This window comes from Oxalicibacterium faecigallinarum (assembly GCF_014635705.1).
Lineage (GTDB): Bacteria > Pseudomonadota > Gammaproteobacteria > Burkholderiales > Burkholderiaceae_D > Oxalicibacterium > Oxalicibacterium faecigallinarum.
In genome coordinates, this window is sequence record NZ_BMDI01000001.1 from 1075640 (window position 1) to 1090523 (window position 14884).

Below are 14884 nucleotides of genomic sequence, written 5' to 3' on the forward strand. Positions count from 1 at the left end.
TTTGAAAATCAGCCGCCGGTAACCGGTGGAAAGAAGGCAACCTCGCCGCCATCCTTGACCTGTGTGTCGGCATCGGTCATTTGCTGGTCGTAAGCCATACGCAAGGAGCGATTCTCACCCAAAGCCTCGGCCCACACACCGCCACGCTCACGTAGCAGCACACGCACAGCACCAACCGTGTTCACACTATCAGGAATGTCGAGTGACTCCTGCGATACGCCCAGCGCTTCGCGCACACTGGCAAAAAAACGTAACTGGATCTTCATGCTTACGCCATCAAATCACGAAAAGAAATAAAACGCACTGTATCGCCGCGTGCAATCGTCTTGCCCGGCGGATTATCGATCAGTCCATCGCCCCAGACAGTTGAGGTCAATACACCGGAACTCTGATTGGGAAAAAGATCCAGCCCACCTGCAGCGTTGATTTTCGCACGCAGGAATTCATTACGACGATCCGCTTTCGGCCAGTCAAAATCGGCACGCATCTGGTAAGACGACACGCCGACATCCTGCACACCTTGCAATCGCAAAATGAAGGGCCGGACAAACAATAAAAAGGTCACAAAGCTCGAGACCGGATTACCGGGCAAGCCAAGGAAAAATGCCGTATCCTGGCTGCCAGTATGATTTACTTCGCCAAAGGCCAACGGCTTGCCCGGCTTGAGCGCAATCTGCCACATGTTCAAACGGCCCTCGGCTTCGACTGCCGGCTTGACGTGATCCTCTTCACCGACCGATACACCGCCGGAGGTAATGATCAGATCATGTTCCTCCGATGCACGACGCAAGGTATCGCGTGTTGCCGTCAAGGTATCCGGCACGATGCCGAAATCCGTTACTTCGCACCCCAGACCTTGCAACAAGCCACGCAAGGCAAATCGATTGGAGTTGTAGATTGCGCCCGGCTTCAACTGCTCACCCGGCATCGTCAACTCATCGCCGGTAAAGAACACGGCCACGCGCAATTTGCGCACAACCTCCAGCGTTGCCAAACCGACAGAAGCAGCCAATCCCAGCTCTTGCGCACGCAGGCGCTGCCCGGCTTTCAGAATTTCACTACCAGAGCGAATATCCTCGCCCGCACGTCGAATCCACTCGCCAACCTGCGGTACATGACGCACGGTGACGTAATCGCCGTCATCCCGCTTTTCCGCTTCGCAGACTTCCTGCATCACCACCGCATCCGCCCCAGACGGGATCATCGCACCGGTAAAAATACGCGCGACAGTCTGTGCCTCTAACGGCTGTCCGACATGGCCCGCCGGAATACGCTGGCTCACACGCAGGGTCGCACTACCACTTGCACAGTCAGCAGCACGCACCGCATAGCCATCCATCTGCGTATTGTCGGCTGGCGGTACATTGATTTGCGACGTTTGCGCACACGCAAGAATGCGGCCATTCGCATCCATGGTTGCCAGCGTTTCCGTCCCGATGATCGGACGCGCAGCCGTCAACAAGATCTCCAGTGCCTCGGCAACGCTCAACATGGGCTTGGGTGCGTTCATACCGGTATGGATCGCTCTGGATTACAGACCGGTATGGGCCGCGATGAAGGCCTTCATCTTGTCGATGTCGGTCGTCATCACTTCAAAACGCTGCGGCAAGTCTTCGATGTTTTCAAAACCGGCTGGACGCTCGGCATCACGATCCAGCGCTTCACGAATCGTTTCGTTGAATTTTGCCGGCAAGGCGGTTTCCAGCACGATCATTGTCGTGCCCGGCGTCAGATGTTCGCGCGCGACCTTGACTCCATCCGCCGTGTGCGTATCGATCATCAGATCGTACTGTTTGTACAAATCGCGAATCGTGGCGACGCGATCAGCGTGCGACGACTTACCGGATACAAAACCAAACTGCGCAACCTTGGTAAATTCATCGCCATCGCTGCCCGGTTTTCCCGACAGATCGAAGCCGCCCTGCGTTTCCACTTTGTGGAACAAGGCGCGCACACGCTCGCCGTCGCGGCCAAGCAGATCGTAGACGAAGCGCTCAAAGTTGGATGCCTTGCTGATATCCATGCTTGGGCTGGTCGTGTGAAAGGTCTCCGCCGATTTGCGCACGCGATAGACACCGGTGCGGAAGAACTCGTCGAGCACATCGTTTTCATTCGTGGCCACGACCAGCTTATCGATCGGCAAGCCCATCATGCGCGCGATATGGCCGGCGCAGATGTTGCCGAAATTACCGGAAGGTACCGTGAACGACACTTTCTGTTCGTTGCTGGTCGTCGCGCTCAAGTAACCGCGGAAGTAATAGATCACCTGCGCAACAACACGCGCCCAGTTGATCGAATTGACCGTACCAATCTTCTGCTTTTGTTTGAAGGCGTGGTCATTGGACACGGCTTTGACCATATCCTGACAATCATCAAACACGCCTTCGACCGCCAGATTGAAAATATTCGGGTCCTGCAGGCTGAACATTTGCGCCGTCTGGAAAGCACTCATCTTCTTGTGCGGCGACAACATGAAAACGCGGATGCCTTTCTTGCCGCGCATTGCATATTCGGCCGCACTGCCGGTATCACCGGAGGTTGCGCCAAAGATGTTCAGTTCCGCATGCTGCTTGGCCAGCGTGTATTCGAACAAATTACCCAGCAACTGCATGGCCATATCCTTGAACGCCAGCGTCGGGCCATTGGACAATGCCTGCAGCATCAACTTGCTGCCATTTTTTTCTTCCACCAGCCGCAGCGGCGTAATACGAGCAGCATCTTCGCCTTTGCGTGCATTGCGGTATACATCTGCCGTATATGTTTTATGTGCGAGCGCATGCAGATCGGCATCCGGAATATCCGTCGCAAATTTTTTCAGGATCGCATAGGCAAGGTCGGCGTACGACAAGGTACGCCAGGTATCGAGCTCCTCGGAGGTGACCTGCGGATAAGAGGCCGGCAGATACAAGCCGCCGTCAGGAGCAAGGCCGCCAAGCAGAATCTGGGAAAAGGATTGATCGGCTGCAGTGCCGCGGGTCGAAATATATTGCATGTCGTAAAGGAAAGAAAACCGAAAACGGCACGTCGGCACAAGCCAGCCGTCGAGTAAACGTAGCGGAAAACCGCAAGCTCTCATTATACCTGCAGCATCGTCTTTGCCCTAGGAGGCTGATATGCCGAACTACAGTGTCGCGGCCCAACAGACAAGAAAAAAGGCGCCGCAGCGCCTTTTTATTCTCAGCATCACAAAGACTGATCAGCTCAAATGCTCCAGTCGCAACTTGGTTACCTTGCCGAGCACGGTAGGCAAGGCTTCGATCTTCTTGATTGCCGCTTCGACATTTTTCTCCTGTGTCTGATGCGTCAGGATAATGATGTCGGTCTGTGTTTCGCCCAGCGCCGGTTCTTTCTGCATCATGGCATCCACAGAAATCGTCGACTCAGCCAGAATACTGGTCACATTGGCAAGCACGCCCAGCTTGTCTGCGACATGCAAGCGCAGGTAATAACTGGTTGTCACTTCGGCGATCGGCAGAATCGGCAGATCCGACATCGAATGTGGCTGGAATGCCAGATGCGGCACACGATGCTCCGGCTGTGCATCTGCCAGACGCGCGATATCCACCAGATCGGCAATCACGGCAGACGCCGTCGGCTCCGAGCCAGCACCCTTGCCGTAATACAGCGTAGGGCCAACCGCATCGCCTTGCACGACGACTGCATTCATTGCACCTTCCACATTGGCGATCAGACGCTTGGACGGAATCAGCGTCGGATGCACGCGCAGTTCGATGCCTTGTTCCGTGCGCTTGGCAATGCCCAGCAGCTTGATGCGATAACCAAGCTGTTCTGCATAGCGAATATCCACTGCTTCCAGCTTCGTGATGCCTTCGATATGCGCCTTCTCAAACTGGACTGGAATACCAAATGCAATCGCAGACATCAGCGTCGCCTTGTGCGCGGCATCAACGCCTTCGATATCGAAAGTCGGATCAGCTTCGGCGTAGCCCAGACGTTGCGCCTCCTTGAGGACCGTGTCGAAATCCGAACCCTTGTCGCGCATCTCCGACAGGATAAAGTTGGTAGTGCCGTTGATGATGCCGGCAATCCACTCGATACGATTTGCAGTCAGGCCTTCACGCAAGGCCTTGATGATCGGAATACCACCGGCAACGGCCGCCTCATACGCGACCATCACACCTTTTGCCTGTGCCGCCTTGAAAATTTCATCGCCGTGCGTGGCCAGCAACGCCTTGTTAGCCGTCACGACGTGTTTGCCATTGGCGATCGCCTTCAGCACCAAATCCTTGGCAACGCCATAGCCACCGATCAGCTCGATCACGATATCGACATCGGGATGATTGACTACCAGATTGCCATCGCTCACGACTTCGCACTGCTCACCAACCAGTTGGCGTGCACGCTCTTCATTCAGATCCGCAACCATCACGATTTCGATTGCGCGACCGGCACGGCGTGCAATCTCTTCCTGATTGCGCTTGAGTACATTGAATGTGCCGGCACCCACGGTACCGATGCCCAGCAGGCCTACTTTGATGGATTTCATAAATCTCTGTCTAGATGGAATAAGGAGTCGAACGCACTGTCATCAGTCCATGACAGCCGATATTGCTGCAAACAACACTACGCAGCGATGCCAACGCGACGACGATAACCTTCAAGGAAATGCGCGATTCGACCAATTGCCACTGTCAGATCATCCGAATTGGGCAGGAAGACAACGCGGAAGTGATCCGTCGTCGGGCAATTGAAACCCGTGCCCTGCACGATCAACACGCTCTCTTCCGCCAGCAGTTGATAGGCGAAATCCTGATCATCCGCAATTGGATACATCTTCGGATCGAGACGCGGGAACATGTACAGCGCCGATTTTGGCTTGACACAAGTAACGCCAGGAATTTCCGTCAGCAGCTTGTGCGCGAGATCACGCTGGCGCAACAAGCGTCCGCCTGGCCCCACCAGATCATCGATGCTCTGGTAGCCGCCCAGTGCGGTCTGGATTGCGTACTGTCCTGGCGCATTGGCACACAGGCGCATCGACGCCAGCATGTTCAGGCCTTCGATGTAATCCTTGGCATGACGCTTCTCACCGGAGACGATCATCCAGCCAGCACGATAACCACACGCACGATAGTTTTTCGACAAACCATTGAAGGTGATGAACAGCACATCATCCGCCAGCGAGGCCATGGAGGTGTGTTTGGCACCGTCGTACAACACCTTGTCGTAAATTTCATCGGCAAAAATGATCAGCTGATGTTGACGTGCCAGTTCGACGATCTGTTGCAGCAACTCGACCGGGTACAGCGCGCCGGTCGGATTGTTGGGATTGATGACAACAATGGCGCGCGTGTTCGCATTGATCTTGCTCTTGATGTCATTGATGTCCGGAAACCAGTCCGCCTGTTCATCGCAGACATAATGCACGGGACGACCGCCCGACAGGCTGACCGCTGCCGTCCACAGCGGATAGTCTGGCGAAGGCACCAGTACTTCGTCACCACTGTTGAGCAACGCGTTCATGCTCATCACGATCAGTTCGGATGCGCCATTGCCCAAATAGATATCATCGATCGTCACACCCGCAATTTTCTTTTCTTGCGAGTACTGCATGATCGCCTTGCGTGGCGCAAACATTCCCTTGGAATCCGTGTAGCCGGACGCATTCGACATATTGCGAATCATGTCCTGCACGATCTCATCCGGCGCATCAAAACCGAAAGTCGCCAGATTGCCGATGTTCAACTTGATGATCTTGTGCCCTTCTTCCTCCATCTGGCGTGCTTTTTCCAGCACGGGGCCACGAATGTCATAGCAAACATCATCCAGTTTTTTCGATTTTTGAATCGGTCGCACAGCGGTGGTTCCTTGTGTTTGTCAAAGCAGCGAGTGCTTATGCGCGGCGGCGGCGAGACCTGTACGCCAGGGGAAGCGGGACGAGGTTCGGCGTCAGAAATGGCAATGCTTTACGGCATTGCAAAAGAGAGCCATTTTGCCGAAATCGCGTGATTTTATCAATCGATAAAGGCTGTTCCAAAGATGAAAACGTTACAATAGCCCTTTACATTTATCTGCCTGCGGCACCGATTACTCGCTCCCGAGTCGGTTGGTGTCCGATTGCCTGCCATGAAGCTTCACAGTACCTCCACCCAACAATATCAAACCGTGACGGCCTATGACGATGAGGGTGTCGAAATCAATCTCAAACGCTTCGATCATAGCCTGCTGTTGCTGCCAGAATCACCACCTGCCGCATGGGCAGTTCCTGCATTTGATGCGCTGACTGCCGACCACTTTGACGAAATCAGCGCCTTGCAACCCGATGTCGTGATTCTGGGAACCGGCGCCCGTCAACGCTTCGTTCATCCGCGCCTGATCACCAGTCTGTCAAAACGCCAGATTGGTGTCGAAAGCATGGATAGTCAGGCGGCTTGTCGAACCTATAACATACTGATGGCCGAAGGCCGCAAGGTCGCGCTGGCGCTGATCATTGAGAAGTGACCAAGAGAATGCAAGCGCACATATTTTTATGTCATTTTTGCATTCCAGTTACTTGAATCAATCATAATCGTCCGCATATCGTCTGCTGAACTTGCCGAACTTTCAGACGGCAATCATGTAATCGCCGCTTCATGCGGCCTAATCGGTCAGAAAGATAACCATGGATCAAGAACACGCCGTCGCAGAAGCGGTGTCCGCCGTCGGTAAAACCGTACCTGACTTCAGCGCCGCCATGACTGGCGATCAGACTTTCCAACTGTCTGATTACAAAGGCAAAAAAATCGTTCTGTATTTTTACCCGAAGGACAATACCCCGGGTTGCACGACGGAAGGCATTCAGTTTCGGGATTTGTACCCGCAATTTCAGGCTGCCAACGCCGACATCATTGGTGTGAGCCGCGATAGCCTGCGTTCGCATGAAGGATTCAAGGCCAAACTCGACCTGCCTTTTGCATTGATCTCGGATCCGGAAGAAACGCTGTGCAACCTGTTCAATGTCATGAAAATGAAGAACATGTACGGCAAAAAAGTACGTGGTATCGAACGCTCCACCTTTGTGATTGACGAATCAGGCACATTGGTGAAAGAATGGCGTGGAGTAAAAGTGCCTGGACACATCGATGAAGTACTGGAATTTGTGAAGGCCCTTGCCTAGGTTTGCAAAACCATTGAATTCAAAAGATTTTTTCTCAAGAAAAGCCGTTTGCGGATTAGGCCACGGGCCTTCCCAAACGGCTTTTTTACTTTTCGATTTGCCATCTTCCGATTCAACCCACACTTCTCTCACATCATTTCGCCGTTTTTTGTTTCACCTGCATCAGTCCTGCCAACGACATATCGACAATGTCACCCATTTGTACCGCTTCTTCAAATTCTCTAGATCGAGGTCCTGATGCCCCTGCCAAAAATGCCTACCAAACCAGCCGCGCTGCTTACTCCTCGGGATTATCCGAAAGCAGACAAGGACAAGATCGTCAAACCGCTGACACTCGTCGAGCCTGTCGCGCGCAAGGCGGAACCAGTAGAAACACCACGCGCGAAGGCGCCGGGCAAATCGAGCACCGCCAAGCCAAGTGCGACTGCTGCAGCGCCATCCACGCCAACAGCCACTAAAACCACGCGTCGCACCACCAGATCGGCCGGCCCGACCAAACTCTTTGTGCTGGATACCAATGTGCTGATGCACGATCCCACCGCCTTGTTCCGTTTTGCCGAACACGACGTCTATCTGCCCATGATCACGCTCGAAGAGCTAGACGATCACAAGAAGGGGATGTCGGAAGTCGCACGTAACGCGCGTCAGGTTTCGCGCTCTCTGGATGCGCTGGTCAGCGGCGTCGAAGAAACTGCGATCGATGAAGGCATCCCTCTCGCAAAACTCGGCAATCGGGACGCAGGCGGCCGCCTGTTTTTCCAGACCAAGCTCAATGAGGTCACTCTGCCGACTGGTCTGCCGAACGGCAAGGCGGACAACCAGATTCTGGGGGTCGTGCAGGCGCTCGAGAAGCAGCATCCGACGCGCTCTGTCGTACTGGTCTCCAAAGACATCAACATGCGCATCAAGGCGCGTGCGATGGGCTTGCCAGCTGAGGAATACTTTAACGATCACGTACTCGAAGATACAGACCTGCTCTACTCAGGCATCCTGCAGTTGCCCGATGATTTCTGGGAAAAACATGCGAAGGGCATGGAAAGCTGGCAGGAAAACAAGCATGGCAGCGGTTACACGTTCTATCGTCTGACAGGCCCGCTGGTACCACAGATGCTGGTCAACCAGTTCGTCTTCATGGAACCGCAAAACGGCGAAGCCTCGTTCTACGGACAGGTACGCCAGATCAACGGCAAGACTGCCGTCATTCAAACCTTGCGTGATTACACGCATAACAAAAATAGTGTCTGGGGCGTGACCGCACGTAACCGTGAGCAGAACTTTGCGCTGAATCTGCTTAACGATCCGGAATGCGATTTCGTCTCGCTGCTCGGTCAGGCAGGGACAGGTAAAACCTTGTTGGCACTGGCTTCCGGTCTGGCCCAAGTGCTGGAAACCAAGCTCTATAGCGAAATCATCGTCACGCGCGTCACGGTGCCCGTGGGTGAAGATATCGGATTCCTGCCCGGTACTGAAGAAGAGAAAATGTCGCCATGGATGGGCGCCTTTGACGATAACCTGGAAGTGCTCAACAAGTCCGACAATGATGCAGGCGACTGGGGCCGTGCGGCCACGCAGGATCTGATTCGCTCGCGGATCAAGATCAAATCCCTCAATTTCATGCGCGGCCGTACCTTCGTCAACAAGTTCCTGATCATCGACGAGGCACAAAACCTGACGCCGAAGCAGATGAAAACGCTGGTGACGCGCGCCGGTCCCGGCACCAAGATCGTTTGTCTGGGTAACATCGCGCAGATCGATACGCCGTATCTGACCGAAGGTTCGAGCGGCCTGACTTATGTAGTTGATCGCTTCAAGGGCTGGAGCCACGGTGGTCATATCACGCTGGCACGTGGCGAACGTTCACGTCTGGCTGATCACGCCAGCGACGTGCTGTAACCTTCGACGCTTTACCAAACAAAAAGCCTGCCTATCGTTGGATAGGCAGGCTTTTTTATCGTCCGTCAGAAAATCAATTTTCTGACGGTGATGGTTCATTTCATTACAGGAATTCCGTACCGATCCACCAGGCAATCGCCGCTACAAACGCCGAAGCTGGAATCGTGAAGATCCATGCCCAGACGATATTGCCGGCAACACCCCAACGCACCGCCGACATCTTGCGTGATGCACCAACACCAACGATCGCACCAGTAATCGTATGCGTCGTCGAAACAGGCACACCCAGCATGGTTGCCAGGAACAAGGTAATCGCACCACCTGTTTCCGCACAGAAGCCGCCCACCGGTTTCAGTTTGGTGATCTTCTGTCCCATGGTTTTGACAATACGCCAGCCGCCAAACAAGGTACCCAGACTGATCGCCGCATAGCAGCTAAGGATGACCCAGTTAGGTAGCGGGTCGGAGGTTGACAAAGCACCTGCGGCGATCAGCAGCATCCAGATGATCCCCATGGTTTTTTGGGCATCGTTACCGCCGTGACCCAGGCTGTACATTGCAGCCGATACCAGTTGCAGACGACGGAACCAGCGATCCACCGTACGCTGTGAGGTGCGCACGAACAGCCACGACACCAGCAACATCATCAGTGAACCGAACAGGAAGCCTAGTGTTGGCGACAACACGATGAACATGATGATCTTGAGCAGGCCGGAAGCGATCAGGGAATCAATACCAGCCTTGGCAACCGCCGCACCGACCAGACCACCAATCAGCGCATGTGAGGAAGAGGATGGCAGGCCGAAGTACCAGGTGAGCAAGTTCCAGACGATGGCGCCGACCAGCGCCCCGAACACTACATAGTGGTCAATCACGCTCGGATCGATCGTACCGGTACCGATCATGGCGGCCACTTTCAGGTGGAAGACGCCGATTGCGGCAAAGTTGAAGAAAGCGGCCATGGCGACCGCCGTCTGTGGCTTCAGCACGCCCGTCGACACAACCGTTGCGATGGCATTGGCGGCATCATGGAAGCCGTTCATGAAGTCGAAGACCAGGGCCAGAATCACCAGAAAGGCCAGGACGTAAAAACTCATGGTGAGTGTTTGCATGGATATGTTCTTTTCAATCTGCACGATCACGCATATATGCGTGATCGAAAAACGGAGGGATACACAGCAACCCCGTAAACGCAAACCGCCGCACAATGGCGGCGGCCTTCGCCCGATCAGGCGTTTTCGACAATGATACCTTCGATGATGTTGGAAACATCTTCGCAACGGTCGGTCACGGTTTCCAGCAGCTCATAAATGGCTTTCAGTTTGATCAGAGTGCGAACGTCCGGCTCTTCACGGAACAGCTTGGACATCGCCGCACGCATCACGTGATCGGCATCCGATTCCAGACGGTCGATTTCCTGGCAGATTTCCAGAATCTGACGCGAATTGTCCATGTTGTGCAGCAGACCGACCGCCGCCTTGACCTTTTCGGTACATGCAAGGCACAGCTCGGCAAGACGCTTGGCTTCCGGCGTGATCGCCTTGATGTCGTACAGCGAAATGGTCTGCGCCGCATCTTCCATCAGATCCAGAATGTCATCCATGCGCGTAATCAGTTGATGGATATCGTCGCGATCGATCGGCGTAATGAAGGTTTTGTGCAGCGCATCCAGCGTGGCGTGCGTGACCTTGTCAGCCTGCTTCTCGATGCCTTCGATGGCGTGTACGCGAATTTCAAGATCGTCGAAATTGGTCATCAGCGCGACCATTTCCTTGGCGCCCTTGACGCAGTACTCCGCATGCTCGTTGAAGAGATCGAAGAATTTGCCCTCTTTTGGCAGAAGTCGTCCAAACATGATTACTCTCTTTGAAGATGAAAACGTTGAAATCGATGAAGTTTGATACGGCGCTCTCAGTCGCCTGATACAAAAACAATACAAAAAGCGGTAAAACAGTCCCCTCAGTCCCCTTGATACAACGCAGCAGAACCGGTGTAGTTTTCGAATTTGGTGTACTGGCCAAGGAAGGTCAGGCGCACTGCGCCGATCGGACCGTTACGCTGTTTGCCAATAATGATTTCCGCCGTACCCTTATCCGGCGAATCCGGATTGTAGACCTCGTCGCGATAGATGAACAGAATCACGTCGGCATCCTGTTCAATAGCGCCCGATTCACGCAGATCAGACATGACAGGACGTTTATTTGGACGTTGCTCCAGAGAACGATTCAGCTGCGACAGTGCGATCACCGGGCAATTGAGTTCTTTTGCCAAACCCTTGAGGCTTCGCGAAATTTCGGAAATCTCCGTTGCGCGATTCTCGGACGAGCCGCCGCCATTACCGGACATCAGTTGCAGGTAATCGACAATGATCAGGCCCAGCTTGCCACATTGACGGGCAAGACGACGTGAACGAGCGCGCAATTCGATCGGGCTCAGTGCAGGCGTCTCGTCGATATAAAGCTGAGCATCATTCATTTTCTGGATTGCATGCGTCAGGCGCGGCCAATCTTCATCGACCAGACGGCCGGTACGCAGACGATGCTGATCCAGGCGGCCGACCGAACCCAGCATACGCATTGCCAGCTGCGTGCCGCCCATCTCCATCGAAAATACGGCAACGGGCAAGCCGCTGTCGATTGCCACGTTTTCACCGATGTTGATCGAGAAGGCAGTTTTACCCATCGAAGGACGACCTGCAACGATCACCAGATCGCCAGGCTGCAGACCGGAGGTCATACGATCCAGATCGGCAAAGCCGGTTGGTACACCGGTAATGTCACTATTGCTATCGCGGCTGTACAGCTCGTCGATACGCTCGACCACCTGCGTCAACAGCGGCTGAATTTCCTGGAAGCCCTGCGCACCACGTGCGCCCTCTTCCGCGATCGCAAAAATCTTGGACTCGGCTTCATCCAGCATCTGCTTGACTTCCTTGCCTTGCGGTGAGAAAGCAGCGCCAGAAATTTCGTCTGCTACCGTGATCAGCTTGCGTAGCACGCCACGGTCGCGCACGATTTCGGCATAACGGCGAATATTGGCGGCCGACGGTGTGTTTTGCGCCAGCGCATTAAGGTAACTCACACCGCCAACATCTTCGGCCTTGCCACTGGTTGTCAGCGCCTCAAAGACCGTAATTACGTCCGCCGGACGGGCATTATTGATCAGCTTGACGATGTGCTGGAAGATGATCCGGTGATCGTAGCGATAGAAATCATCTTCGCTGACAAAATCGGCGATGCGATCCCATGCCGCGTTATCGAGCAGCAGTCCACCCAGCACGGATTGTTCAGACTCAATCGAATGGGGAGGGACGCGAAGTGATTCGAGCTGCGGATCGGATCGGGTGTTCATGGCGCGCAATTATACCCGTTTAGGCAAAGGCAATTTGAGGAAGAGGCAATAAAAAAGCCGGGAAATTCCCGGCTTTTCCACAGGTGACAACACCTGCAATTTGTGCAGTACGGCTTAGGCTTGTTCGCCGATCACGGTGATCGTCACATCGACAACGACGTCGGTGTGCAATGCCACGGAAACCGAGTGGTCGCCGGTGACTTTGAGCGGGCCGTTAGGCATGCGGATTTGTGCTTTTTCAACGGCAAAGCCTTGTTTGGTCAGGACTTCAGCGATATCGCTGTTGGTAACCGAACCGAACAGACGGCCATCAACGCCCGCTTTTTGCGACACCTGAACGGTTTGACCGCCCAGTTTTTCGCCTTGCGAGGTTGCAGCTGCCAGTTTTTCTGCAGCGATTTTTTCCAGTTCGGCGCGCTTGACTTCGAACTCGGCAACTGCTGCGGTCGTTGCACGACGTGCTTTGCGTTGCGGGATCAGGAAGTTACGTGCGAAACCGTCTTTAACTTTAACAACGTCGCCCAGATTGCCGAGATTAACGACTTTTTCCAACAGAATGACTTGCATGTTTTTCTCCTATTTCAGTCGTTAATCAAGCGTTGTGCAGATCGGTGTATGGCAGCAACGCGAGGAAACGTGCGCGCTTGATCGCGGTGTCCACTTGACGCTGATAGATGGCTTTGGTGCCGGTCAGACGCGCTGGCATGATTTTGCCGTTTTCTTGCACGAAGTCTTTCAGGGTGTCGATGTCTTTGTAATCAACCTGTTCAACGTGTGCAGCGGTGAAGCGGCAGAACTTCTTGCGTTTGAACAATGGGTTTTGCTGTTTGCGTTTTTCTTTGAGCTTGTTTTTGTCGAATTTTTTACCGAATGCCATTTTTGGCTCCTGTATCTAAATGAGGTTCTTCGAAATCTGTAAGATGAAATACGAGACTTTTGCTGTTACGGTTTTTTCGTGCCAGAAATCCAGTAAATCGGTATGTCCTGCCTAACTCGGCTCGATCAAATCTGCCTGAAATCTCGCCAGCGGCCAGCGCGGCAATTTCAAACTCGGTCAATCGGGATACACCTGCTTCCGTCTGTTGCGAACTGTGCAGCAATACAGCTGACACAATCGGGATACCTGCCGGTGAGTAGCGCAATATTTCACGCTCGGCGATGGTGGCAACAATCTGAAGCTGATTCACTCCTGGTACGACGTTGCCGTATTAGGCAGCAGGCGCCTCAGCACGATTCTTGGCTGCATCTTCCTTTTGTACTGCCTTCATCATTGGCGATGGTGCAGTTTCAGCTTTTTTCATCTTGACGGTCAGGTGACGCAGAACCGCATCGTTGAATTTAAAGCCGGTTTCGATTTCGGCCAGCGTTTCGCTGTCACATTCGATATTCAGGCAGACGTAGTGTGCTTTTGCCAGTTTCTGGATCAGGTAAGCCATTTGACGGCGGCCCCAATCTTCCACGCGGTGAACGGTACCGCCACGGGTCGTGACGATGCCTTTGTAGCGCTCGATCATTGCAGGCACTTGCTCGCTTTGATCCGGATGAACGATAAATACGATTTCATAATGACGCATGTAAGCTCCTTTTGGACTATTGAAGATCGCCCACCTCGGCGTCAAGACGAGTGTGGGAAGAGGAAAACCCGCAATCATACGCGCTCGCCTTAAAAAACTCAATGTTTTCAAGCGTTTTGTCGTCATCTCACACACAGACCCGGGATATTTTCGCGTTACCTGCTGTCAATCTCCTTGCTTTCCATCATGCACTGTATAAAAATACAGACTGTTCATATTTACAGCCCAAATGTTTTGGGCATTACCGGATTTGGCCATGATCAAATTGACAGCACGCCAGGAACAAATCCTGAATCTGATTCGCGATGCGATCGATAACACCGGTTTTCCACCAACACGTGCAGAAATCGCAACTGAACTTGGTTTCCGTTCTGCCAATGCCGCCGAAGAACACTTGCAAGCGCTGGCACGCAAGGGTGCAATTGAAATTTCCCCTGGCACGTCGCGCGGCATCCGCCTCAAGGATCACGGCAGCAACGACCGCGGCAACGCCACCCAGATGTCATTGCCACACCCTGCCCTGATGCAACTGAGCCTGCCCCTGGTTGGACGCGTGGCTGCCGGCTCGCCCATCCTCGCGCAGGAACATATCGAAGCAACATACGATGTTGATCGCTCGCTGTTTTCAGCCAAACCCGACTTTTTACTGAAGGTACGCGGCATGTCGATGCGTGATGCCGGCATTCTCGATGGCGATTTGCTGGCCGTAAAAAAAATAGACAGTGCCAAGAATGGACAGATTGTGGTCGCCCGACTTGGCGATGACGTAACGGTGAAACGCTTCCGCAAATCCGGTTCGCTGATCGAACTGTTACCGGAAAATCCAGACTTCGAGCCAATTCGCGTCGATCTCAGCCAGGATGAATTTGCACTGGAAGGTCTGGCAGTGGGGCTAATGCGCAGCTGGAACTGAACCGCAGTGAATCGCGGCCTTGCACGCCGGGCTCATC

General features: G+C 53.7%; 16 protein-coding genes. 4 read left to right on the forward strand and 12 right to left on the reverse strand.

All coding sequences use genetic code 11. The features are described 5' to 3' along the window. Positions 1 to 8: 8 nt before the first annotated feature. The 5 genes from moaD to IEV29_RS05225 all read right to left on the reverse strand — a co-directional run bounded on the left by moaD (position 9) and on the right by IEV29_RS05225 (position 5817). The gene (gene moaD, locus IEV29_RS05205) at positions 9 to 266 is read right to left on the reverse strand and encodes a molybdopterin converting factor subunit 1 (protein ID WP_188380174.1); all 258 of its coding nucleotides are present in this window, start codon (positions 264 to 266) and stop codon (positions 9 to 11) included. Between the two features lie 2 nt (positions 267 to 268). Further along, on the reverse strand, positions 269 to 1510 hold the full coding sequence (locus IEV29_RS05210) for a molybdopterin molybdotransferase MoeA (protein ID WP_188380175.1): 1242 nt from the start codon (positions 1508 to 1510) through the stop codon (positions 269 to 271). 21 nt (positions 1511 to 1531) lie between these two features. Beyond that, positions 1532 to 2992, reverse strand: a complete 1461-nt coding sequence (thrC, locus tag IEV29_RS05215; protein WP_188380176.1) for a threonine synthase — start codon at positions 2990 to 2992, stop codon at positions 1532 to 1534. Between the two features lie 204 nt (positions 2993 to 3196). Next, positions 3197 to 4507 (reverse strand): homoserine dehydrogenase, encoded by a 1311-nt coding sequence (locus IEV29_RS05220; protein ID WP_188380177.1) that lies wholly within the window; start codon positions 4505 to 4507, stop codon positions 3197 to 3199. 77 nt (positions 4508 to 4584) lie between these two features. Further along, positions 4585 to 5817 (reverse strand): pyridoxal phosphate-dependent aminotransferase, encoded by a 1233-nt coding sequence (locus tag IEV29_RS05225; RefSeq protein WP_188380178.1) that lies wholly within the window; start codon positions 5815 to 5817, stop codon positions 4585 to 4587. 270 nt (positions 5818 to 6087) lie between these two features. On the opposite strand from IEV29_RS05225, the gene IEV29_RS05230 reads away from it, so the two are divergent. The 3 genes from IEV29_RS05230 (at position 6088) to IEV29_RS05240 (ending at position 9010) form a co-directional block, all read left to right on the forward strand. Further along, positions 6088 to 6462 (forward strand): Mth938-like domain-containing protein, encoded by a 375-nt coding sequence (locus IEV29_RS05230; RefSeq protein ID WP_188380179.1) that lies wholly within the window; start codon positions 6088 to 6090, stop codon positions 6460 to 6462. Positions 6463 to 6622: 160 nt separating this feature from the next. Next, positions 6623 to 7117 carry a peroxiredoxin gene (locus tag IEV29_RS05235; RefSeq protein WP_188380180.1) on the forward strand — a complete coding sequence of 165 codons (495 nt, stop codon included), beginning with the start codon at positions 6623 to 6625 and terminating at the stop codon, positions 7115 to 7117. Between the two features lie 237 nt (positions 7118 to 7354). Next, positions 7355 to 9010, forward strand: a complete 1656-nt coding sequence (locus tag IEV29_RS05240) for a PhoH family protein (protein ID WP_188380181.1) — start codon at positions 7355 to 7357, stop codon at positions 9008 to 9010. 103 nt (positions 9011 to 9113) lie between these two features. On the opposite strand, the gene IEV29_RS05245 is transcribed toward IEV29_RS05240, so the two are convergent. From IEV29_RS05245 to rpsF, 7 genes are all read right to left on the reverse strand, one after another. Next, positions 9114 to 10121, reverse strand: coding sequence for an inorganic phosphate transporter (locus IEV29_RS05245; protein WP_188380182.1), 1008 nt, complete (start codon positions 10119 to 10121; stop codon positions 9114 to 9116). 116 nt (positions 10122 to 10237) lie between these two features. After that, positions 10238 to 10864, reverse strand: coding sequence for a DUF47 domain-containing protein (locus IEV29_RS05250; protein WP_188380183.1), 627 nt, complete (start codon positions 10862 to 10864; stop codon positions 10238 to 10240). 104 nt (positions 10865 to 10968) lie between these two features. Next, complete coding sequence (locus IEV29_RS05255; protein WP_188380184.1) at positions 10969 to 12360, reverse strand: replicative DNA helicase; 1392 nt, start codon at positions 12358 to 12360, stop codon at positions 10969 to 10971. Positions 12361 to 12474: 114 nt separating this feature from the next. Continuing rightward, a complete protein-coding gene (gene rplI, locus IEV29_RS05260; RefSeq protein WP_188380185.1) occupies positions 12475 to 12927 on the reverse strand; it encodes a 50S ribosomal protein L9 in 453 nt (150 codons plus the stop codon). A 25-nt stretch (positions 12928 to 12952) separates the two neighbouring features. Continuing rightward, positions 12953 to 13237 (reverse strand): 30S ribosomal protein S18, encoded by a 285-nt coding sequence (gene rpsR / locus IEV29_RS05265; RefSeq protein ID WP_188380186.1) that lies wholly within the window; start codon positions 13235 to 13237, stop codon positions 12953 to 12955. Further along, complete coding sequence (gene priB, locus IEV29_RS05270) at positions 13224 to 13547, reverse strand: primosomal replication protein N (protein ID WP_188380187.1); 324 nt, start codon at positions 13545 to 13547, stop codon at positions 13224 to 13226. Before priB ends, rpsR begins: the two co-directional genes overlap by 14 nt. A 21-nt stretch (positions 13548 to 13568) precedes the next feature. Beyond that, positions 13569 to 13934, reverse strand: coding sequence for a 30S ribosomal protein S6 (gene rpsF, locus IEV29_RS05275; RefSeq protein WP_188380188.1), 366 nt, complete (start codon positions 13932 to 13934; stop codon positions 13569 to 13571). A 256-nt stretch (positions 13935 to 14190) separates the two neighbouring features. On the opposite strand from rpsF, the gene lexA reads away from it, so the two are divergent. Continuing rightward, a complete protein-coding gene (lexA, locus tag IEV29_RS05280) occupies positions 14191 to 14847 on the forward strand; it encodes a transcriptional repressor LexA (RefSeq protein WP_188380189.1) in 657 nt (218 codons plus the stop codon). Positions 14848 to 14884: the final 37 nt, after the last annotated feature.

Excerpts from the sequence above, each read along its gene's own strand:
- moaD (WP_188380174.1), bottom strand. The coding sequence starts at position 266 with ATGAAGATCCAGTTACGTTTTTTTGCCAGTGTGCGCGAAGCGCTGGGC.
- IEV29_RS05210 (WP_188380175.1), bottom strand. The coding sequence starts at position 1,510 with ATGAACGCACCCAAGCCCATGTTGAGCGTTGCCGAGGCACTGGAGATC.
- thrC (WP_188380176.1), bottom strand. The coding sequence starts at position 2,992 with ATGCAATATATTTCGACCCGCGGCACTGCAGCCGATCAATCCTTTTCC.
- IEV29_RS05220 (WP_188380177.1), bottom strand. The coding sequence starts at position 4,507 with ATGAAATCCATCAAAGTAGGCCTGCTGGGCATCGGTACCGTGGGTGCC.
- IEV29_RS05230 (WP_188380179.1), top strand. The coding sequence starts at position 6,088 with ATGAAGCTTCACAGTACCTCCACCCAACAATATCAAACCGTGACGGCC.
- IEV29_RS05235 (WP_188380180.1), top strand. The coding sequence starts at position 6,623 with ATGGATCAAGAACACGCCGTCGCAGAAGCGGTGTCCGCCGTCGGTAAA.
- IEV29_RS05240 (WP_188380181.1), top strand. The coding sequence starts at position 7,355 with ATGCCCCTGCCAAAAATGCCTACCAAACCAGCCGCGCTGCTTACTCCT.
- IEV29_RS05245 (WP_188380182.1), bottom strand. The coding sequence starts at position 10,121 with ATGCAAACACTCACCATGAGTTTTTACGTCCTGGCCTTTCTGGTGATT.
- IEV29_RS05250 (WP_188380183.1), bottom strand. The coding sequence starts at position 10,864 with ATGTTTGGACGACTTCTGCCAAAAGAGGGCAAATTCTTCGATCTCTTC.
- IEV29_RS05255 (WP_188380184.1), bottom strand. The coding sequence starts at position 12,360 with ATGAACACCCGATCCGATCCGCAGCTCGAATCACTTCGCGTCCCTCCC.
- rplI (WP_188380185.1), bottom strand. The coding sequence starts at position 12,927 with ATGCAAGTCATTCTGTTGGAAAAAGTCGTTAATCTCGGCAATCTGGGC.
- rpsR (WP_188380186.1), bottom strand. The coding sequence starts at position 13,237 with ATGGCATTCGGTAAAAAATTCGACAAAAACAAGCTCAAAGAAAAACGC.
- rpsF (WP_188380188.1), bottom strand. The coding sequence starts at position 13,934 with ATGCGTCATTATGAAATCGTATTTATCGTTCATCCGGATCAAAGCGAG.
- lexA (WP_188380189.1), top strand. The coding sequence starts at position 14,191 with ATGATCAAATTGACAGCACGCCAGGAACAAATCCTGAATCTGATTCGC.